We start from the raw sequence: 21,092 nt of genomic DNA, 5'->3' as shown, positions 1-21,092 counted from the left end.
CAATGCGAATAATTGTCTATGGCAGTTTACGGCGCAAACAGGGAAACAGTCACTGGATGACACACGCGCAATGGTTGGGTGACCATCAGATTGAGGGCTATGAGCTTTACAGTCTGGGTCACTATCCCGGCGTGATTACTGGCGAAGGAACGGTATATTGCGAAGTATACCGAATTGATGCCTCCATCCTCGCCGAGTTAGATGCGCTTCGCACCAAAGGCGGAGAATACAAACGTTTTCTGATTCAGACGCCGTTTGGGAGCGCGTGGCTTTATGTTTATCAACGTTCAGTTTCAGGACGTCAGCGCATTATGAGCGGCGACTGGCTGAAACGTGAAGAGGAGCAGGAAAGCGATTAGTTCGTTGGACTCACCAGCCAGTTAAGCTGAATGCCATTCAGATAAAAGGGTTCATGATCTTGATGAACCCTTTTATTCCTGTTTTCAGGCGACTCTCCAGCCTGCCTCATTATCGTGTCTTCTCAGGGCTTTTAAGACGAGACGTAATGTCTTCGGTGTCGTGCGGCCGTAAGCAAGACAGGATTTAATCATGGGCAATTTATGAAAAAGTGTGGAAAGGGCGGTTAATGTCGTTAATGATACAAAACCTTTTCCGGTAAGCTTACGGGCGGGTAAATGCGTCGCATGAACGCCCGGTTATCACTCACTCAGCGAATGACCGTACAGATATCATCAAAGTGAAGAGTAATGAAAAAAACAATCAATATTTATCTTATCGCTGCTTTTATATTTTCTTTACCGCTGTTACTTGCCAATACTTTTTATATTGATGACAACGGCAGAGCAATAACGGGCAATGCACTCTGGGGGAGAGACGGAAGGCCATTAGCTGACCTGCTAATGAAAGCGCTGTTCCTCAGTTCCCATGTTTCAGATATTTTTCCTTTACCGCTCATTATCACTGCCGTTCTTATCGCTGTAACGTTGGCACACTACCATCATCGCCACTTCACCGCGTCGAAAACCTGGGTTGGCGTGTTAGCCACGCTGAGTTTTTTTGCTAATCCGTATCTGGCTGAAATATTTTCCTATCGTTTTGATGTGCTCACTATCGGTTCTGCGCTCGTGTTGAGCCTGGCCTGGGTATTATTTCCGGTACAAAAAACGATTATCCAGTTCCTGACAGCGGTCTTTGTTCTTCTCGCTATTTATTGCCTTTATCAAATAGCCATCAATATTGCGGTCATGATGGTCTTTGTTGTGGCATTTGGTCAGATGGTGAACAATACGCCGCCGTTACAGATTATTCGCGATCTTGTTCAGCGAGGTGCAGCGTTTCTGGTCGCGTCTGTTATCTACCTTAAGATCCTGTTACCGCTAACCTTCTCTGGTGAGCATGCTGCCAATCATCCCGGTATTGCCAGTAACCAGCTATGGGGAACTCTCTGCAACAATGCGCTGGCCTACTGGCATTTTATTGATGCTACCTTCTATAAAGATGGCAAAGGGATGGCAGTGCTGCTTTCAGTTCTGGTCGTGGCTGTCGTGTCCGCAGCAATAATTGCCCTACGCTATGTACAACAACAGCGTAATCCCATCCGTATTATGGTTGCCATACTGGCGCTGCTGTTCCCCTTCGCTGCCTTCGTGATTATTCCGGGGAGTCTGCTTATTTTACAGAATCCCCTTCTTGCTCCTCGGGTGATGCTGGCAGTGAGTGGGTTTATGCTGTTCAGTGCAACATTACTGGCATGGGCAATGAAGGGAAAAGGCGCCTTCGTCAACGTCATTATCGCGATTCCTTTGCTCTATGCATTTACGGGCATATATGTGTACGGTAATGCGGTTCATCAACAGGACGTAATTAATGCCGGGATTACGAATCAGTTAAAACGGGACACAAATGCATTGTCTGTGGGAGCGCTCTATATGCAGTTTAACGGGACCGCGCCTCGTTCACCTGTCTATCTCAATTCTCTTAATAATTATCCTGTGCTCAGTGCGCTGATTCCTGAATATTTTGCCAACTGGTGGTTTCCGTTTCCCTATATGGCAATAAGAGGCTTTAAAGCGTCCAATCCCATACAGGACGATATTACGGTAAGCCATGAGGATGTGGTCATGTCGATGTGCCATGGAGAACGCATTGCGCATAATCAGGACTATGACCTGTATAAGTATCGCGATCGTTTAACCGTCGATTTCACATTAAAGGGATGCCAGCACTAACAGGCGGCCAGCCCGCAACGAAGCAACATAATAACGACAAAAAAATACAGGCCCGTAGCAGGGCCTGTATGTATGACAAAGGAAAACGTCGTTTGCCTTTTGTCCTGTGCTGAAAAGCGGTAGGGCGTTTCAGCTCAAGGGGATTTATTTCTTCGCCGCACGCTCGAAAGAAGAGATGATCTCAGCTTTCGCTGCTTCAGCGTTATCCCAGCCGTCAACCTTAACCCATTTGCCTTTTTCCAGATCTTTGTAGTGCTCAAAGAAATGGGTGATCTGCGCACGCAGCAGCTCTGGCAGGTCGTTCACATCTTTAATGTGATCGTATTCTTTGGTGAGCTTGGTATGCGGAACGGCAACCAGCTTGGCATCTTCACCTGACTCGTCGGTCATTTTTAATACGCCAACCGGGCGGCAACGGATCACTGAGCCTGGCTCCAGTGGGTACTGGGTAGGGACCAGCACGTCTACCGGATCGCCATCCAGTGACAGGGTATGGTTGATGTAACCATAGTTGCACGGATAGAACATCGCAGTGGACATGAAGCGATCTACAAACAGGGCTCCAGAATCTTTATCAACTTCATATTTGATCGGATCGGCATTGGCCGGGATCTCAATAATTACGTAGATATCTTCTGGCAGGTCTTTACCTGCTGGCACCTGGTTCAAACTCATCGGGAATTCCTTCAGTCGTCGTGTGTTGAGTGTTGGCTATTATAGCCAACTGACTGTGAAAGTACGCCCCCTTTTTGGCGTTTCGGAATGCTCCTCAACGCTATTTGGCCGTGATGAACAGGGAAACAATGCCCGCAGCAATCAATGGCCCTACCGGGACGCCGCGGAAAAACGCTACACCAATCACCGTGCCCATCAACAACCCGCCAATGACCGAAGGTTGCACGCTCATATAGCTGACGCCACGGCCGCCCAGCCAGGCGACAAAAATACCCACCAGCACCGCCACAATGGATTGCCAACTGGCAAAGGACTTAACCAGGGAGGAGGCGGGCAACGAACCGCTGGCGAGCGGGGCCATGACCGCCACCGTAAGGATGATAATGCCTATCGTAATGCCCTGTTTTTCCACGTAAGGGAAGAACTGCGCCAACGGGGTCAGTTTGATGACCAGCAGAATCAATATAGAAAGGGTGACGGCGGTGTTGTGGACAAAATAGCTCAGTATGGCAAGGCCGATTAATATCAGCGTAGAGGCATAAGCAGCCATGATTTTTCCCTGCAGGTAAAAGACAACATTGGCAAAAAGCCAACAACGGACTGACATTAATCAACAATCATCGGGGTTAGCGCAACTGCCATTGGCCAAAGATTGCAGTTGTAACGTTTGATTGCGTACCAGGGCTGTACTCTGCGCCGCCAGCGCAACGGGACCAAGGGTGCCCTGCGTATTCAGTTGGCTGCGGCTCGCCGCTAACCATGCCTCACGGTATTTCATCCATGCGCGCTGTGCGGCACGCAGTTTTTCTCTGGGCTGTCCGCTTAATTTTTTCATCAATGCACTGTACTGCGTGTTCATTTCCTTGTCCCACTCCTGGGTCGCCGCATCCTGGCATTGCATCAAGGCCAGCGTGGTGTCAGCTTGATTAAGGCATTGATTTAATGTGACATCAATAGTGGACTGCTCCGCAACTGCTGCGTTGCAGCTTAAGAGTAACAGCAACACCCATCCTCTTTTCATGGATTTCACCTTTTGTTTTTTTAACACAATACCTTCAGATTCATTAACAGATTAGCGGTAATGAATGGGTTAATCATTCACTGGCGCTAAAGTTTACGAATCGCAGTGCCGATACTTTCTCCGTTTAAGGGTTGTCGAAATTTTTTTCGCCTTTTACTACTCATACGGAAACGATCAAGATGAAACAGTTATCACTACGCACGGGGTTGCTGGCGTTGCTGGCATTCATGACACTGCTGCTGTTGGCGGTGAGTGTGATGGGCATTGTGGCCATTAATAAAGGTAACCGTTCTTTGGATGTGATCAACCGCATTCAGGGAATCGAGTTAAACAGCTTGTATCAAAGTAATGCCGATTTAATGCGCGCACGGGCCAGTGCTGCGCTGGCGGTGCGTAAAATTGAGATTGGTTTACTGGATGAGGGCGCGCAGGTCACCAAAACGGCGCAGGCTGATGTCGCGGCATCGCAGCAGAATCTTAAGCGATTTGTCGATGCCGGTACCGTGACCGCTGAAGGGAAAATTATGGCCGATGCCATCGCATCCAGCTATAAGGACTACCTCGATCAGGGCATCCTGCCAATGATGAAGGCGCTGGATAAACAGTACAACGATGAATACTACCAGCTGCTGGAAGGCAAGCTGGAGCCGCTTTCGGCGAAATACAGCAAAGCGGTAGAAACCTTCGGTAAAAAAGCCGATGAGATTACCCAGGCGCAATTAGTTGAAGCCCAGCGCAATGAAATCATGATGAAAGTGCTGATAGCCGTGGCCGTCGGACTCTCGTTGTTGCTGCTGGTGCTGGCCTGGGTGCTGTTGCGCCGCATGCTGCTGATTCCGCTAAACAACGCGATCATCCATCTTGAGCAGATTGCGGCGGGCGATTTGTCCCAGACGTTGCCGCTGGCGGGCAATAATGAGTTGGGGCGCCTGAACAATGCGCTGGCGGGCATGCAGCATGCGTTGCGCGAATCGGTTAATCAGGTGCGCGAAGCCGGCCTGAAAATTGATATCGGTAGCCGTGAACTGGCCGCCGGCAATGTCCATCTTTCCCAACGAACCGAAGAGTCAGCGGCATCGCTGGAGCAAACGGCGGCCAGCATGGAGCAGCTAACCGCAACGGTCCGTCTTAACGCCAGCAATGCCCAGCAGGCCCATCAGCTGGCTAACGCCGTGTCTGACAGTGCCGATCGCGGCGCAGAGGTGGTGAATTATGTTATGGAAAAAATGCATGAAATCACCGACAGCGCTAACCGTATCGGCGATATCCTGAGCGTCATTGACGGCATTGCTTTCCAGACCAATATCCTGGCACTGAACGCGGCGGTGGAAGCGGCACGGGCCGGAGAGCAGGGGCGCGGATTTGCCGTGGTCGCCAACGAGGTTCGTACGCTGGCACAGCGCAGTGCCAGTGCGGCGAAAGAGATCCGTACGCTGATCGGTGATTCACAAACGCGCGTCAAAGAGGGCAGTGAAATGGCGACGCGTGCGGGTGAAACAATGGATGAGATTGCCGCTGAAGTTATGCGGGTTACGGCCCTGATGAAAGAGATTTCCATGGCGTCAGAAGAGCAGAGCCGGGGAATCGATCAGGTGAATCACGCGGTCACGCAGATGGATGAAGCGGCGCAGCAGAACGCGGCGCTGGTAGAACAGGCAACGGCGGCGACCCATTCACTGGAGTCGCAATCCGAGCAGCTCCAGGCGGCGATGGCGCAGTTCAGGCTGCAGCAGTCGTAACGCAAAAAGGGCGCGTCACGCGCGCCCTTGATGTTTAGCCCTGACGGCACTCGGGGAATTCAGCCAGGAAACGCTCTACATCGTCAACCATGGCGGTGTTACCGCAGTAGAACGGACAGCGTTGGTGCAGCGTGACCGGGGGAATATCCAGGATACGGTTCTGACCGTCGCTGGCTTTACCGCCGGCCTGCTCCGCCAGGAAAGCCATTGGGTTGCACTCATACAGCAGGCGCAGCTTGCCTTTTGGATGGCTGGCGGTGCTGGGATAAAGATAAATACCGCCCTTCAGCAGGTTACGGTGAAAATCCGCGACCAGAGAGCCGATATAGCGTGATGTGTAAGGACGGTGCGTCGCCACATCCTCTTCCTGACAGAATTTCAGGTACTTTTTCACGCCCTGTGGGAAACGAATGTAGTTACCTTCGTTAATGGAATAGGTGTAACCCACTTCCGGATAGGTCATGCGTTCATGGCTGAGGCAGAACACGCCCAGAGAGGGATCATAGGTAAACGCATGGACGCCACAGCCGGTGGTGTACACCATCATGGTGGATGAGCCATAAACGACGTAACCGGCGGCAACCTGTTTGTTGCCTGGCTGCATGAAGTCGGCTTCGACAACTGGCGTACCTGGCTCGCTGACGCGGCGATAGATGGAGAAAATGGTGCCGACGGAGACGTTAACATCGATGTTCGACGAACCGTCGAGCGGGTCCATCAATACGACGTATTTTCCGTTTTCCTCGCCTTCAAAGATAACAAACTCATCTTCTTCTTCAGAAGCGATACCGGCAACAATGCCGCGTGCTTTCAGTGCGGCTTTGAGTTTTTCGTTGGCGAACAGATCCAGTTTCATCTGCTGTTCACCCTGAACATTCTCAACGCCGCTGGCACCAAGAATATCGACTAAGCCGGCTTTGTTGATATCACGGTGAATAATTTTAGCACCCAGCTTAATGGCTGAGATAAGTGCCGTCAGTTCACCTGTGGCGTGCGGAAAGTCGTGTTGCTTCTCGACGATAAATTCGCCCAACGTTTTCATAACACATTCCCTGAATCATCGATGGAGTGGCAGCGGCATACTTAACTGCCCGTGGATGCGTACGCAGTTTAGCCGATTGAACTTTAAAAACCATAGTCCTAATCCGTTTCTTCCGTGTGCAAGCGAGGTTACACTGTGCGCCGAACTTTTGAGTTATGGACCTCGTTATGCGCATTCACATCCTCGGGATATGTGGCACTTTTATGGGCGGACTGGCTATGCTGGCCCGCTCCCTTGGTCATCAGGTGACAGGCTCTGACGCCAATGTCTATCCACCGATGAGCACGTTGCTTGAGCAGCAAGGCATTGAATTAACAGAGGGTTACGATGCGAGCCAGCTTGAGCCCGTACCGGACCTGGTCATTATTGGCAACGCCATGACGCGCGGTAACCCCTGCGTGGAAGCGGTACTGGAACGCAACATTCCTTACCTCTCTGGCCCCCAATGGCTGCACGATTTTGTGCTGCGCGATCGCTGGGTGCTGGCCGTGGCGGGCACGCACGGTAAAACCACCACAGCAGGCATGGCAGCGTGGATTCTGGAAGCCTGCGGCCTTGAACCTGGCTTTATTATTGGTGGCGTACCCGGTAACTTCGATGTTTCTGCAAAATTAGGAAAAAGCCCATTCTTTGTCATTGAGGCTGATGAATATGACTGCGCGTTTTTCGACAAGCGCTCGAAATTCGTCCATTACTGCCCACGTACGCTGATTCTGAATAATCTTGAATTCGATCATGCCGATATTTTTGACGATCTGCGGGCCATCCAGAAACAGTTTCATCATCTGGTACGCATTGTGCCGGGTCAGGGCAAGATCCTGCTGCCAGAGCACGATCATAACCTGAAGCAGGTGATGGCAATGGGCTGCTGGAGCGAACAGGAGCATGTGGGCGACGGCGGTCACTGGCAGGCGAAGAAGCTGACGCCGGATGCCTCCCGCTGGGAAGTGCTGCTGGCGGGTGAAAAAGTGGGCGAGGTGAACTGGGGACTGGTCGGCGAGCACAACATGCACAATGGCCTGATGGCGATTGCGGCAGCGCGCCATGTCGGCGTAAAACCTGAGGACGCAAGCCAGGCGCTGGACAGCTTTATTAATGCCCGTCGCCGTCTTGAGCTGCGCGGTGAGGTCAACGGCATCAAGATCTATGATGATTTTGCCCACCACCCGACGGCGATTCTGGCCACGCTGAGCGCACTGCGCAGTAAAGTGGGCGGCACCGCGCGCATTCTGGCGGTGCTGGAGCCGCGTTCAAACACCATGAAAATGGGCGTGAATAAAAATGAGCTGGCACCGTCGCTGGCGCGCGCAGACGAAGTGTTCCTGTTCCAGCCGAGCCATATTCCGTGGCAGGTCGCGGACGTCGCAGAAGCCTGCATGCAGCCCGCTCACTGCAGCGCGGATATCGATACGCTGGTAGAGACGATCGCGAAAACGGCCCAGCCGGGCGATTCCATCCTGGTCATGAGTAACGGGGGCTTTGGTGGGATTCATCAGAAGCTGCTGGATCGTCTGGCGCGCTGATCACTAGCGGACCCGTTCCTCTCCCTCAGACGGGAGAAGAAAACCCTGCGGCTGGGCGCTGCTCAGCCGCAAATCAGCGGAAAGGTCAGACGGTTTCGGCTAACTCACGCAGATACTGAAAAATCTGACGGGCAGATTTTGGCGGTTTGTTACCGGCTTTTTCCTTCTGCGCATTACGGATCATGCTACGCAGCTGCTGGCGATCGGCCTGCGGATAAAGGGCGATCACGTCCGCCATCGCCTCATCACCCTCATCAATCAGACGATCGCGCAGCATTTCCAGTTTATGGAACAGGGCGACCTGCTGGTTGTGACGGTTCTTGAGTTTGTCGAGTGCGATGCGGATCGGCTCAACATCCATACTGCGCAACAGTTTACCGATAAGCTGTAACTGACGGCGGCGACCTTCTTTCTTGATGCGCTGTGCCAGTTCAATCTCGTTACGTAAACGCTCGTCCAGCGGAATTTTATCCAGAGAGTTTTTACCCAGATCGACCAGCTCGGCACCCAGGCGTTTCAGCTCTTCAGCATCACGTTTTATTTCGCTCTTACTAACCCAAATAATCTCTTCATCTTCTTCTTCGTGATTATCGGGTACATTGTCGAGCCACTCATCAGGCTGCTTAGTCATATCTGGCTCCAAAAAAAAGAGGCTAATCCTACCAGTTTATCGGGTGACTGCGAAATTGTTCTCTGACTCTGATAGACTCAAATTATTCAACCATAAGATTAGACGGCAGGTCGATGAACGTATCAACTCAAGTTGCAGAACAGCGAACAGCACTGGAACAGGCAATTGCGCAGGCGCTTGAACTGGCAAAAGCAAGTACGGATGGCGCGGAAGTCGCGGTGAGCAAGACGACCGGTATTGGTGTGAGTACCCGCTACGGCGAGGTAGAAAACGTTGAGTTCAACAGCGACGGCGCACTGGGTATTACCGTTTATCATCAAAACCGTAAAGGCAGTGCTTCATCGACCGATCTCAGCCCGGATGCGATCAAACGGACTGTGCAGGCGGCGATCGATATTGCACGCTATACGTCACCCGATCCTTTTGCCGGACCGGCGGATGCAGAATTACTGGCTTATGAGGCTCCGGATCTCGATCTTTACCATCCGTGGGAGATCGATGCCGATCACGCCATCAAACTGGCGGCCCAGGCAGAACAGGCGGCGCTGCAGGCGGACAAACGCATCACCAACACCGAAGGCGGCAGCTTTAACAGCCACATCGGGATTAAAGTCTTCGGTAACAGCCACGGCATGTTACAGAGCTACTGCTCCAGCCGCCATTCGCTTTCCAGCTGCGTAATTGCTGAGCAGGACGGCAATATGGAGCGTGACTATGCTTACACCATCGGCCGGGCAATCGACGATTTAAAAAGCCCGGACTGGGTCGGCGCAGAATGCGCGCGCCGTACGCTGTCGCGTCTTGCGCCACGCAAGCTCGACACCATGAAAGCGCCGGTGATCTTTGCCCCCGAAGTGGCAACGGGTCTGTTCGGTCACCTGGTGGGCGCCATCAGCGGTAGCAGCGTGTATCGGAAATCCACCTTCTTGCTGGATGCCATGGGCAAACAGATTCTGCCTGAGTGGCTGACCATTCAGGAGCAGCCGCACCTGTTGAAAGGTTTAGCGTCAACGCCGTTTGACAGCGAAGGCGTTCGCACCCAGGCTCGCGACATTATCAAAGATGGCGTGCTGCAAACCTGGCTGATGACCAGCTATTCGGCGCGCAAGCTGGGCCTGACCAGCACCGGCCACGCGGGCGGTATCCACAACTGGCGCATCGCCGGTCAGGGGCACAGCTTCGACGCTATGCTGAAGCAGATGGGCACCGGCCTGGTGGTGACAGAACTGATGGGGCAGGGCGTCAGTGCGATCACGGGCGACTACTCACGCGGCGCAGCCGGTTTCTGGGTAGAAAACGGTGAAATCCAGTATCCGGTAAGCGAAATTACTATCGCCGGTAACTTAGGTGACATGTGGCGGAACATTGTCACCGTGGGCGATGACATTGAAACCCGTAGCAATATTCAGTGCGGTTCGGTCTTACTCCCCGAAATGTATATTGCCGGACAGTAAAATCTCTTTTAAGTTGTTTATGCGATAGCAAGCGGAGGGCATCGACCCTCCGTTTTTTTATAAAAAGCATTCCCACAATAAAAAGGAAGCTGAGCATGCGTAAAGAGCTTATGTCGTTGTTAGCTGTAGCCGTGTTATCCGTGAGCGTGACCGCCGGTGCTGCCTCTCTTGAGCACGATATGAAAGATATGTCGGGTATCTATAAGTCACTGGACGGGGCGAAAAGCGCCGACCAGTTGCACAAGATGTTAAGTGATTTGCGTGCTAAAGCAGAGGATGCCAAAAAAGGCACGCCGGACAAGCTGGAAGGCAAAGCCCCGGACAGCCCGGAAATGAAAGACTTTCACAAAGGTATGGATGACCTGATCGCCCAGATTGATAAAGCGGATGCGCTGGCTAAGCAGGGTAAACTGGATGAAGCCAAAGCAGAAGCGCAGAAGCTGGCGGCTATCCGTAACGAAAACCACAAGAAGTTCCGCTAATTTTACCGATAACCCCGGCTTGCCGGGGTTAATTGCTCAGGGCTCTTCATCGCCGCCTGGCGTCGCCTGAATGATTTCCACCTGATGTGCTTTAAGCACGTTCTGCAACGCCGTTGCCGGCAACCGATCTGTAAACAGGGCGGTCGCCTGGGTAACGCTGCCCATTTCTACCGCTGCCGATGCCTGAAACTTGGTGTGGTCTGCCGCTAACAAAATATGACGCGCATGCGCCATCATGGTTTGCGCCACGGCGGCCTCGTTAACATCAAATTCCAGTAGCGCACCATCGCTCTCAATGGCGCCCATGCTGGTAACCAGATAATCTGCCCGAAAACCGGCCACAAACGCGGACGTGACCGGGCCAATAATGCCACCGTTGTGGGGACGCAGCGTGCCGCCGGGCACCATCACTTCAAACTGTGGGCATTTATACAGAATATGGGCGACACGAAGGCTGTTGGTGATAACGCGCAGATGTTTATGATTTGCCAGCGCCCGGGCGACGTGTTCAACCGTAGTGCCAATAGTGATAAATACCGTTGATCCATCGGGAATATAGTCCGCAATGGCTTCCGCAATCGCACGTTTTTCTTCAGTCTGTGAGACTTCGCGCTGTTCAAAAGCGGTGTTCACTACGCTGGATGCACGGCCCGCACCACCATGATGACGCGTGATTAATCCCTGATCGCTGAGTTTACGAATATCGCGCCTGACCGTTTGTGTGGAAACGTCGAGCAGCAAGGCGAGTTCATCAATATTCATGTAGCCACGTTCAGCGATCAGCCTGAGCAAACGATCGTGGCGAGGATTACCGGTTACGTCCGTGAGGATCATGGATTGTTCTCTGAATACCACCATGGCACACAGTTTATACATTTACCGACATAAAAGAACAGGTTTGATCATAATCAGGGATCCCGTCTCGCCCGCCCGGTCGCGTACATTTTAGCGCCGCGACCGCACTGGCAAAGCGCACGGCCTCTGTGACAGAGCCCTTCTGCGCCAGTTTCACGGCCAGCCCCCCGTGGAAGACGTCGCCCGCGCCGGTGGTATCGACGACCTGTACCTCAAAGGCGGGCTGATGCTGTAGCGTGCCGGCGTCCAGCCAGACGCAGCCCTGAGCGCCCTGGGTAACATAGACATGACCATTTGTGAGCATTTGTGCTTTTTTTAACGCCGCCGTTTCCCCCTCCAGCCCGGTTAAGCGCTGTAAACCCGGCGCTGAAAATGCCGCATGATCGCTTAACGCCACCAGCTCCCCAATGTCCTGCGGGGTCACATCCCCATCCAGAATGGTGGGAACGCCCTGTTGGCGGGCCAGGGTAAACGCGCACTTGGCACCCTGGTGCCAGCGAACATCTGCCAGCACCGCATCCCATTGTGAGAAGTCGATCTCTGTTAGCCAGTCTGCGCATTCTGCTAAGTCCGGGCTAGGGTAGTTGGCAATCATCCGTTCCCCCTCGGCATCCACCAGAATCGCGGATTGTGAAGAGCGGGCGGCCTCGAAAACCTTAGTATATCGGGTCTTTACGCCGTACTCATTTAACTCAGACAGCAGTCTCTTCCCTGTGTCATCGTCACCAACCCGACCAATAAAATCCACCTCTGCACCCAGTTTAGCTGCGGCAACGGCCGCTGTAGCAGCCGGACCACCGCCGACTTCCCGATAGTTGTTTGCCACATATTTTCCGCTCTGAGACGGCAAGGTATCCAGATACCAAATGCGATCTAATACGGTGATCCCTACACAAGCAATACGCGTCATAACGCTTCCTCACATTTTGTTGGTGTTGTCATTTTAATTTCATCAAATGTTTTAAAAGTGACACCTGTCAATTTTTTGACCATAAATTACAAATATGATCTAAAACAGACAGTAAAAGTCGTCTTTAATGACAAAATATGACAATAACGGGGTTGGGAGAGCGGTATGTCGGTAATTGCGTTTATTGGATTGGGACAAATGGGCGCGCCGATGGCGAGCAATCTGCTGAAGCAGGGCCATCAGCTCAACGTCTTTGATGTGGATCCTCAGGCCGTCGCGCGTCTGGTTGATAAGGGCGCCCGGGCGAGCGTTTCTGCTGCGGAGGCGGCAACCGGGGCCGAGTTTGTTATCACCATGCTGCCCAACGGCGAGTTAGTGCGTTCCGTACTGCTTGGCGACAAAGGTGTGTGTAGCACGCTGGCATCCACTGCGCTGGTGATTGATATGTCCACGATCCATCCGCTGCAAACCGATCGGCTGATCGGTGAGATGGCCGCTCGCGGTTTCAGCATGATGGACGTGCCCGTCGGCCGCACGTCAGACCATGCGATAGCCGGTTCACTGCTGCTACTGGCAGGCGGCACGCCGCAACAGGTTGCACGAGCAAAACCCGTGCTTATGGCGATGGGCAATGAGCTGGTCGTGGCAGGCGGCCCCGGTATGGGGATTCGCGTCAAGCTGATCAACAACTACATGAGCATCGCCCTGAATGCCCTCTCGGCGGAAGCGGCGGTGCTGTGTGAAGGTCTGGGGCTGTCGTTTGACGTGGCGTTGCAGGTGATGAACGGCACGCCTGCGGGCAAAGGGCATTTCACCACGACCTGGCCTGACAAGGTACTGAAAGGGGATCGCTCACCGGCCTTCATGATCGATCTGGCGCATAAGGACCTGGGGATTGCGCTGGATGTTGCCAACCAGCTGCATGTACCGATGCCGCTCGGGGCTGCCTCACGTGAAGTTTACAACCAGGCCCGCGCTGCCGGACGCGGACGCGAGGACTGGACCGCCATCCTTGAACATGTTCGCGCCAGCTCGGGCCTAATTTCTCCCCACACAGTGTGACGCTTAATTCAGAGGAAAGAAGCATGACTCATTACACCCTTAAAGACATCACCCGACCTTCAGGTGGTTTCGCCATGCTCGCAGTCGATCAGCGTGAGGCCATGCGTTTGATGTTCGCGGCCGCTGGCGCGTCACTACCCGTCAGCGATCGCGTGCTGACCGAGTTTAAAGTCAATGCCGCCAGCGTGTTATCGCCCTATGCCTCGGCGATCCTGATTGATCAACAGTTTTGTTTCCCGCACATCGTCGAACGGCAAGCGGTTGCCCCCGGCTGCGGCCTTATCGTCGCGGCGGATGAATTCATTCCGGGCAATGGTATTCCGGTGGACAGCGTGGCGATCGATAACAACGTCGATCCGGTGGCGATGAAGCGTGACGGCGCGAAGGCGCTGAAGCTGCTGGTGCTGTGGCGCAGCGATGAAGATCCGCAGCAACGTCTCGACATGGTTAAGGCCTTCAACACCCGCTGCCACCGCCATGGCCTGCTCAGCATTATCGAACCGGTAGTCAGGCCACCGCGCCGTGGCGATCGCTTTGATCGCGAGCAGGCGATCCTGGACGCGGCCACAGAATTGGGCAACAGCGGCGCGGATCTCTACAAGGTGGAAATGCCCCTGTACGGCAAAGGTACACAGTCGGATCTGCTGGCGGCCGCGCAAAAGCTCAACGATCGGATCGCGATGCCGTGGGTCATTCTCTCGTCCGGCATTGATGAAAAATTATTCCCGCGCGCCGTGCGGGTGGCGATGCAGGCGGGCGCATCGGGCTTCCTGGCCGGGCGAGCCGTCTGGTCTTCCGTCATTGGCTTACCGGATACCGACCTGATGTTGCGGGATGTCTCCGTCCCCAGGCTGCAACGGCTGGGTGAGATCGTAGATGAAATGATGGCTAAACGCTAAGAGGGCAACGCAAATGAAATGGTTTAACACGCTGAGTCATAACCGCTGGCTCGAACAGGAAACGGACAGGATTCTCGACTTTGGTAAAAACGCAGCGGTCGCCACCGGATTTGGCTGGCTGGGGAATACCGGGCAGGTAAAACCCGAGATGGGCACGCACCTGTGGATTACCGCACGCATGCTGCATGTCTATGCCGTTGCGGCCTCGATGGGACGGCCGGGAGCTTATCAACTGGTCGATCACGGCATTAACGCCCTGAATGGTGCGCTGCGCGATAAACAGTACGGCGGCTGGTATGCCTGCGTAAACGATGAAGGCGTCGTTGATGCGTCCAAACAGGGTTATCAGCACTTTTTCGTGTTGCTGGGCGCTGCCAGTGCGGTCACTACGGGGCATCCTGCCGCCCGCCAACTGCTGGATGACGCGATCGACGTGATCGATCGCTACTTCTGGAGTGAAGACGAACAGATGTGCCTGGAGTCCTGGGATGAAGCCTTTAGCAAGACAGAAGACTACCGCGGCGGCAATGCCAATATGCACGCCGTTGAAGCCTTCCTGATTGTCTATGACGTCACGCACGACAAGAAATGGCTGGATCGCGCGCTGCGTGTCACCTCGGTGATTATTCACGACGTCGCGCGCAGCGGTGAGTACCGCGTCAATGAACACTTCGACACTGACTGGAACCCATTACGCGATTACAACAAAGAGAATCCCGCTCACCGCTTCCGGGCTTATGGCGGCACGCCCGGACACTGGATTGAATGGGGACGTCTGATGCTGCATCTGCATGCTGCGCTGGAAGCGCGCTTCGAAACGCCGCCGGCCTGGCTTATTGAAGATGCGAAAGGCTTATTCGACGCCACTATCCGCGATGCCTGGGCGCCCGATGGCGCAGACGGGTTTGTTTACACCGTGGACTGGGATGGCAAGCCCGTAGTGAGTGAAAGAGTGCGCTGGCCCGTGGTTGAGGCAATGGGCACGGCTTACGCCCTGTATGCGGTCACTGGCGAGGCGCAATACGAAGCCTGGTACCAGAAATGGTGGGATTACTGCATCACTTACATGATGGATTTCGAGAATGGCTCATGGTGGCAAGAGCTGGATTGCGAAAACAAGGTGACCACCAAAGTGTGGGACGGCAAACAGGATATCTATCACCTGCTGCATTGCCTGGTGATCCCGCGCCTTCCTCTGGCACCGGGGCTGGCACCCGCCGTAGCGGCAGGATTACTGGACTGTAATGCGAAATAACCCCTGAAAAACAGACTAACGGGAGTACCAGCTATGCACAGCAGCGGACAAACCCTTGTTCTTCACGCTGGAGAATATCAGGCAAAAATCGTCACCGTAGGCGCTGGCCTGGCTGAGCTGACGCACGCGGGCCGCCATCTGGTGCTCCCACATCCTCCGGAGGCAATGCCGCTGGCGCATATGGGCAAAGTCCTGATTCCCTGGCCGAATCGCGTCTCGAAAGGAACCTGGAAACATAACGGCAAGCTGCTTCAGCTACCCATCAATGACCACGAAGGCGTTACCGCCATTCACGGCTTATTGGCCTGGCGTGACTGGCAGATCGCCAAACACACCGACAGCGAGGCGACCTTAACGGTTTTCCTGCCGCCCAGTTACGGCTATCCGTTTGCGTTGCTATCGGCAGTGACTTACCGGCTTGATGCCGCACAGGGCCTGCAGGTCAGTATCAGCAGCCAGAACGTAGGCGATCAACCCGCGCCCTACGGTGTCGGTTCGCATCCTTATCTGACCTGCAACATGACCCTGGTGGATCACTGCCTGCTTACGCTACCGGCCGCGATTGCAGAAGGGGATTTTCTTACCCCGCGTCGGTTGGCGTCGACGCAGATCGACTGCAGTGTTAACACCCGCGCAGCCGGACGCGAATGGGAGGTGAGATTAACTTGTCCACAGCAGGCACTTTCGGTTTTTTTACGCAGCGATCAACCCTGGTTGCAAATTTACAGCGGCGAAAAACTTGGCCGCACGGGATTGGCAGCCGAGCCGATGAGTTGTCCACCTGACGCGTTCAATTCTGGCATTGATGTGATTTTTCTTGCGCCACAGGCGCGCCATCTCATGACGTTCACGATTGGCTGTGACCAGCACGAATCACGCTAAACCTTATTTTTTTATCCTACAACGCAGAGGTCAGAATGCATTTACAACATCCTGAGACGGCAGGCGTAAAGCTGACTGCCGCCGGTAACGGCTTTTCACTGACTTATCAAAACAGACAAATTCTTAGCCACAGCGAGGAAAAACCCTGTCTGTGGATAGGCAATGGCAACGCCGATATCGACATGTTTCGCGGCAATTTCAGTATTAAAGACCGGTTGAATGAAAAACTGGCGTTAACCTCGGCCGTTGTGACTGCGCAGGACACCGGCTGGACGGTGCGCTTCTCACGCGGAGAGGTATTTAGCGCCACGCTGATCATCGGCACAGATGAAAACGGCCGCCTGTTGCTTACGCTGACAAACGACAGCGACAGGCTTAACCGTATCTGGCTGAGGCTGTCAGCCTTGGACGACGATCATATCTACGGCTGTGGCGAGCAGTTTTCCTGTTTTGATTTGCGCGGGAAACCTTTTCCACTCTGGACCAGCGAACAGGGCGTCGGGCGCAATAAGAAAAGCGTGGTCACCTGGCAGGCTGACTGTGCAGAGAATGCCGGCGGAGATTACTACTGGACCTTTTTCCCACAGCCGACCTTTGTCAGCAGCCAGAAGTATTACTGCCATGTGGATAACAGCGGCTACATGAATTTTGACTTCAGCGCAGCGGATTATCATGAACTGGCTTTCTGGGAAAATAACGCCACGTTACGTTTTGAATGTGCCGATACCTACATCGCCCTGCTGGAAAAAATGAGTGCCCTGTTGGGGCGTCAGCCGGTATTACCGGACTGGGTTTACGATGGCGTCACGCTGGGGATCCAGGGCGGCACCGACATCTGCCAGCAGAAGCTGGACAAAATGCGTCAGGCGGGCGTGAAAGTGAATGGCATCTGGGCGCAGGACTGGTCCGGCATCCGGATGACCTCCTTCGGCAAACGCGTGATGTGGAACTGGCAGTGGGACAGCGAGCTTTATCCCCAACTGGACGCGCGCATTCAGCAGTGGAAAGCGGAAGGCGTACAGTTCCTGTCTTATATCAACCCTTACGTTGCCAGCGACCGTAACCTGTGCGAAGAGGCCGCCCGGAAAGGATATCTGACCAAAAATGCGGCTGGGGACGATTACCACGTCGAATTTGGTGAGTTTTATGCGGGCGTCGTCGATCTCACGAATCCGGAGGCTTACCACTGGTTCAAAGGCGTCATCAAAGACAATCTGATTGCCCTGGGCTGTCGCGGCTGGATGGCGGATTTTGGGGAGTACCTGCCAACGGACACGTATCTGCACAACGGCGTCAGCGCCGAAATCATGCACAATGCCTGGCCCGCGCTGTGGGCGAAGTGTAACTACGAGGCGCTGGAAGAAACCGGCAAACTCGGTGACGTGCTGTTCTTTATGCGTGCGGGTTACACCGGCAGTCAGAAATACTCCGTGATGATGTGGGCCGGGGATCAAAATGTTGACTGGAGCCTGGACGATGGCCTGGCCTCGGTGGTGCCCGCCGCGCTGTCACTGGCGATGAGCGGCCACGGTTTGCATCACAGCGACATCGGTGGCTACACCACGCTGTACGGCATGAAACGCAGTAAAGAACTGCTGCTTCGCTGGTGTGACTTCAATGCTTTTACCCCGATGATGCGCACCCATGAAGGGAACCGTCCTGGCGATAACTGGCAGTTTGACAGCGATGAAGAAACCATTGCCCACTTTGCCCGCATGTCCACGATCTTCACCACCTTAAAACCTTATATCAAGCAGGCTGTCGCGCAGAATGCCCACTCGGGCTTACCCGTTATGCGCCCTTTGTTTTTGCACTATGAAGCGGATGCCCGCACCTACACGCTCAAATACCAATATCTGCTGGGGCGTGACCTGCTGGTGGCACCGGTTTATGAAGAGGGCCGCCGCGACTGGTCGCTCTATCTGCCTGAAGACCGCTGGGTCAACATGTGGACCGGAGAAACGTTAAACGGCGGGGATATCACTGTCGCCGCGCCGATGGGGCAGCCGCCGGTATTTTATCGGGCAGACAGCGAATGGCAGTCATTGTTTGCTTCATTACGGCTTGCTGGCAGTCAGATATTGCCACAGTAGCGGGAGAAAGGATTATGGATTTCTTTACGCTACTTACACCTGAAGGTCTGGAAATCACCACTGAGGTCGTCTGCATCATTATTGCCATTATGTTTCTGTACACCTTTATTGGCATCTGTGCTGGATTTGGTGGCGCGCTGGTTACGATGCCGCTGGTGACGTTGCTGCTGCCGGTCAAAATGGCTGCACCGATGTCGGTGATTGTGGGGACGGCAACGGCGCTGTATGCCACCTGGCTGTCTCGCAAGGAAACCAACTGGAAGTCAGCCCTGGTGCTGATCCTGTTCTCCTTTGCCGGTATCCCTTTGGGCATTTACGCGCTGTCCAATTTTCCGGACGACGTGATGAAAACCGGGCTGGGCGTTTTCCTGATCCTTTATTCGTTCTACAGCCTGTTTATTCCTCGTCTGCCTGTCTATGACAAAAACTGGATAGTGATGCCCACCGGTATTATCGCCGGGGCGCTCGGCTCGGCGTTTGCCACCAACGGTCCGCCCGTCGTGATCTACGGCATGTTAAGGAATCTGGCACCCGCTGCTTTTCGCGGCACGCTCAATGCATTTTTTACCGCGAATAACATCGCCATTATTGGCGGCCTGACCACCAGCGGCATTTTAACGGTCTCAACGGTCAAGCTGGTGATGTTCTGCATTCCTACCATGATCCTTGGATCGTTAGTGGGCCAGTATGTGCACAAGCGTATCTCCGTGCGGGCTTTCCGACTGATGGTGTTTCTCCTGCTGATTGCTTCGGGCTCCATGCTGATCAAAGGCGCTCTGGATATCCCGGCCTGGCAGGTACTGGTGCCCTCATTTGGCCTGCTGGCCGTCATGCAGCTGCTGTTTGGTAAAAAAGTGGCCGCTATTCGCGCTGAAATCGAGCAACAAAACGCTTCAAAACCATCCTGAAAAAGCGGCCCTGCTGACAGGTTCAGTGGGGCAGCGGAGAGAAATCATGAGCCAACACCATCTTGCTTCCGGCAGTGAACCGGCGACGTTACGGTTGCCCTTCAAAGAGAAAGTCGCCTATGGCATCGGCGATCTGGGTTCAAATATTTTATTAGATATCGGTACGCTCTACCTCCTGAAGTTCTATACCGACGTGCTGGAGCTGCCGGGAACCTACGGCGGCATCATTTTCCTGGTGGCCAAGTTTTTTACCGCCTTTACCGATATGGGCACCGGCATCATGCTGGATTCGCGGCGTCGGATTGGCCCGAAAGGCAAGTTCCGTCCCTTCGTGCTGTTCGCGGCCTTTCCGGTAACCCTGTTAGCTATCGCCAATTTTGTGGGTACGCCGTTTGACGTCACCGGAAAAACGATCGTCGCCACAGTGCTGTTTATGATGTATGGCCTGTTCTTCAGCATGATGAACTGTTCCTACGGTGCGATGGTGCCCGCGATGACGAAAAACCCCGACGAGCGTGCCGCACTGGCCGCGTGGCGGCAGGGCGGCGCAACGCTGGGCTTGCTGATCTGTACCGTGGGTTTTGTACCGGTCATGAACCTGATTGAAGGCAATCCGCAGCTGAGTTATGTCGTTGCGGCCACGCTGTTCTCGGCGTTTGGCTTATTTTTTATGTGGTGGTGTTATGCCGGCGTAAAAGAGCGTTATGTCGAGCAACCCGCCAGCAGCCCCACGCAGAAACCGGGACTGTTAGCGTCGTTCCGTGCCATCGCGGGCAACCGTCCACTGTTTATCCTGTGCATTGCCAACTTATGCACACTGGGCGCCTTTAACGTCAAACTGGCGATCCAGGTTTATTACACCCAGTACGTGCTGAACGATCCCATTCTGCTGTCATGGATGGGATTCTTCAGCATGGGGTGCATTTTTATTGGCGTATTTATGATGCCCGGCGCGGTCAGGCGCTTTGGTAAGAAAAAAGTGTATATCGGCGGTTTGCTGATTTGGGTCGCGGGCGATCTGCTCAACTATTTCTTCGGCGGCGGTTCGGTCAGTTTTGTCGCGTATTCCTGTCTGGCTTTTTTTGGCTCAGCCTTTGTCAACAGCCTTAACTGGGCGCTGGTTTCCGATACGGTGGAGTACGGGGAATGGCGGACGGGCGTTCGTTCTGAAGGTACGGTTTATACCGGTTTTACCTTTTTCCGTAAGGTCTCACAGGCGCTGGCCGGCTTTTTCCCCGGCTGGATGCTGACACAAATCGGCTACGTGCCCAACGTGATTCAGTCGTCCGGAACGGTAGAAGGGTTGAAGCAGCTGATGTTCATCTATCCCGGTGCGCTGGCCGTGATCACCATCGTGGCCATGGGGTGCTTCTACAATCTCAATGAGAAGATGTATGTCCGTATCATTGAGGAGATCGATGCACGTAAGCGTCAGCGCTAATTTGGCTTTGTGACTGCGCCGGTCGCGGCGC

The 21,092-nt window shown here is 54.0% G+C and carries 20 protein-coding genes; 13 read left to right on the top strand and 7 right to left on the bottom strand.

Annotated elements, in window-relative coordinates:
• Positions 1-2: 2 nt before the first annotated feature.
• The gene (locus EL29_RS15790) at positions 3-359 is read left to right on the top strand and encodes a gamma-glutamylcyclotransferase family protein (protein ID WP_013027378.1); all 357 of its coding nucleotides are present in this window, start codon (positions 3-5) and stop codon (positions 357-359) included.
• 348 nt (positions 360-707) lie between these two features.
• The gene (locus tag EL29_RS15785; RefSeq protein ID WP_013027377.1) at positions 708-2,189 is read left to right on the top strand and encodes a glucosyltransferase domain-containing protein; all 1,482 of its coding nucleotides are present in this window, start codon (positions 708-710) and stop codon (positions 2,187-2,189) included.
• A 144-nt stretch (positions 2,190-2,333) separates the two neighbouring features.
• Here the strand turns inward: EL29_RS15785 and ppa are convergent, their stop codons facing one another.
• From ppa to EL29_RS15770, 3 genes are all read right to left on the bottom strand, one after another.
• The gene (gene ppa, locus EL29_RS15780; RefSeq protein ID WP_013027376.1) at positions 2,334-2,864 is read right to left on the bottom strand and encodes an inorganic diphosphatase; all 531 of its coding nucleotides are present in this window, start codon (positions 2,862-2,864) and stop codon (positions 2,334-2,336) included.
• 100 nt (positions 2,865-2,964) lie between these two features.
• Positions 2,965-3,414 carry a DUF441 domain-containing protein gene (locus tag EL29_RS15775; RefSeq protein WP_028715847.1) on the bottom strand — a complete coding sequence of 150 codons (450 nt, stop codon included), beginning with the start codon at positions 3,412-3,414 and terminating at the stop codon, positions 2,965-2,967.
• 60 nt (positions 3,415-3,474) lie between these two features.
• Positions 3,475-3,885 carry a lysozyme inhibitor LprI family protein gene (locus EL29_RS15770; protein ID WP_022622415.1) on the bottom strand — a complete coding sequence of 137 codons (411 nt, stop codon included), beginning with the start codon at positions 3,883-3,885 and terminating at the stop codon, positions 3,475-3,477.
• Between the two features lie 179 nt (positions 3,886-4,064).
• Between EL29_RS15770 and EL29_RS15765 the strand changes: the two genes are divergently transcribed.
• Positions 4,065-5,624 (top strand): methyl-accepting chemotaxis protein, encoded by a 1,560-nt coding sequence (locus EL29_RS15765; protein WP_014594710.1) that lies wholly within the window; start codon positions 4,065-4,067, stop codon positions 5,622-5,624.
• A gap of 34 nt (positions 5,625-5,658) precedes the next feature.
• On the opposite strand, the gene fbp is transcribed toward EL29_RS15765, so the two are convergent.
• A complete protein-coding gene (gene fbp, locus EL29_RS15760) occupies positions 5,659-6,666 on the bottom strand; it encodes a class 1 fructose-bisphosphatase (protein WP_006118345.1) in 1,008 nt (335 codons plus the stop codon).
• Between the two features lie 167 nt (positions 6,667-6,833).
• On the opposite strand from fbp, the gene mpl reads away from it, so the two are divergent.
• Positions 6,834-8,189 carry a UDP-N-acetylmuramate:L-alanyl-gamma-D-glutamyl-meso-diaminopimelate ligase gene (gene mpl / locus EL29_RS15755; RefSeq protein ID WP_014604911.1) on the top strand — a complete coding sequence of 452 codons (1,356 nt, stop codon included), beginning with the start codon at positions 6,834-6,836 and terminating at the stop codon, positions 8,187-8,189.
• Between the two features lie 85 nt (positions 8,190-8,274).
• On the opposite strand, the gene yjgA is transcribed toward mpl, so the two are convergent.
• Positions 8,275-8,820, bottom strand: coding sequence for a ribosome biogenesis factor YjgA (yjgA, locus tag EL29_RS15750; RefSeq protein WP_028715846.1), 546 nt, complete (start codon positions 8,818-8,820; stop codon positions 8,275-8,277).
• Positions 8,821-8,933: 113 nt separating this feature from the next.
• On the opposite strand from yjgA, the gene pmbA reads away from it, so the two are divergent.
• Together pmbA and cybC are read left to right on the top strand one after the other, a co-directional pair.
• Entirely contained in the window at positions 8,934-10,274 is a 1,341-nt protein-coding gene (gene pmbA / locus EL29_RS15745) for a metalloprotease PmbA (RefSeq protein ID WP_013027370.1), read from the top strand.
• Between the two features lie 95 nt (positions 10,275-10,369).
• Positions 10,370-10,756, top strand: coding sequence for a cytochrome b562 (cybC, locus tag EL29_RS15740; RefSeq protein WP_013027369.1), 387 nt, complete (start codon positions 10,370-10,372; stop codon positions 10,754-10,756).
• Positions 10,757-10,792: 36 nt separating this feature from the next.
• Here the strand turns inward: cybC and EL29_RS15735 are convergent, their stop codons facing one another.
• Both EL29_RS15735 and EL29_RS15730 read right to left on the bottom strand, forming a co-directional pair.
• On the bottom strand, positions 10,793-11,590 hold the full coding sequence (locus EL29_RS15735) for a DeoR/GlpR family DNA-binding transcription regulator (protein ID WP_128574250.1): 798 nt from the start codon (positions 11,588-11,590) through the stop codon (positions 10,793-10,795).
• A 34-nt stretch (positions 11,591-11,624) separates the two neighbouring features.
• Positions 11,625-12,521 (bottom strand): sugar kinase, encoded by an 897-nt coding sequence (locus EL29_RS15730; RefSeq protein ID WP_013027367.1) that lies wholly within the window; start codon positions 12,519-12,521, stop codon positions 11,625-11,627.
• Positions 12,522-12,686: 165 nt separating this feature from the next.
• Between EL29_RS15730 and yihU the strand changes: the two genes are divergently transcribed.
• From yihU to EL29_RS15695, 7 genes are read left to right on the top strand one after another with little or no spacing between them, the layout of a single operon-like run.
• Complete coding sequence (yihU, locus tag EL29_RS15725) at positions 12,687-13,583, top strand: sulfolactaldehyde 3-reductase (protein ID WP_028715845.1); 897 nt, start codon at positions 12,687-12,689, stop codon at positions 13,581-13,583.
• A 23-nt stretch (positions 13,584-13,606) separates the two neighbouring features.
• Positions 13,607-14,482 (top strand): sulfofructosephosphate aldolase, encoded by an 876-nt coding sequence (gene yihT, locus EL29_RS15720; protein ID WP_015699437.1) that lies wholly within the window; start codon positions 13,607-13,609, stop codon positions 14,480-14,482.
• A gap of 13 nt (positions 14,483-14,495) precedes the next feature.
• Positions 14,496-15,737 (top strand): sulfoquinovose isomerase, encoded by a 1,242-nt coding sequence (gene yihS / locus EL29_RS15715; RefSeq protein WP_014604916.1) that lies wholly within the window; start codon positions 14,496-14,498, stop codon positions 15,735-15,737.
• Between the two features lie 33 nt (positions 15,738-15,770).
• Entirely contained in the window at positions 15,771-16,619 is an 849-nt protein-coding gene (locus EL29_RS15710) for an aldose-1-epimerase (protein ID WP_015699439.1), read from the top strand.
• Between the two features lie 35 nt (positions 16,620-16,654).
• Positions 16,655-18,712, top strand: a complete 2,058-nt coding sequence (locus tag EL29_RS15705; RefSeq protein ID WP_014604918.1) for an alpha-glucosidase — start codon at positions 16,655-16,657, stop codon at positions 18,710-18,712.
• A gap of 14 nt (positions 18,713-18,726) precedes the next feature.
• Positions 18,727-19,620 (top strand): sulfite exporter TauE/SafE family protein, encoded by an 894-nt coding sequence (locus tag EL29_RS15700; RefSeq protein WP_014604919.1) that lies wholly within the window; start codon positions 18,727-18,729, stop codon positions 19,618-19,620.
• 46 nt (positions 19,621-19,666) lie between these two features.
• Positions 19,667-21,061 carry an MFS transporter gene (locus EL29_RS15695; protein ID WP_028715844.1) on the top strand — a complete coding sequence of 465 codons (1,395 nt, stop codon included), beginning with the start codon at positions 19,667-19,669 and terminating at the stop codon, positions 21,059-21,061.
• Positions 21,062-21,092 lie beyond the last annotated feature (31 nt).

It is taken from the genome of Pantoea ananatis LMG 2665 (assembly GCF_000710035.2).
Taxonomy (GTDB): Bacteria; Pseudomonadota; Gammaproteobacteria; order Enterobacterales; family Enterobacteriaceae; genus Pantoea; species Pantoea ananatis.
Note: the sequence above shows the minus strand (reverse complement) of the source record. Positions and strands in the feature narration are given on the sequence as shown.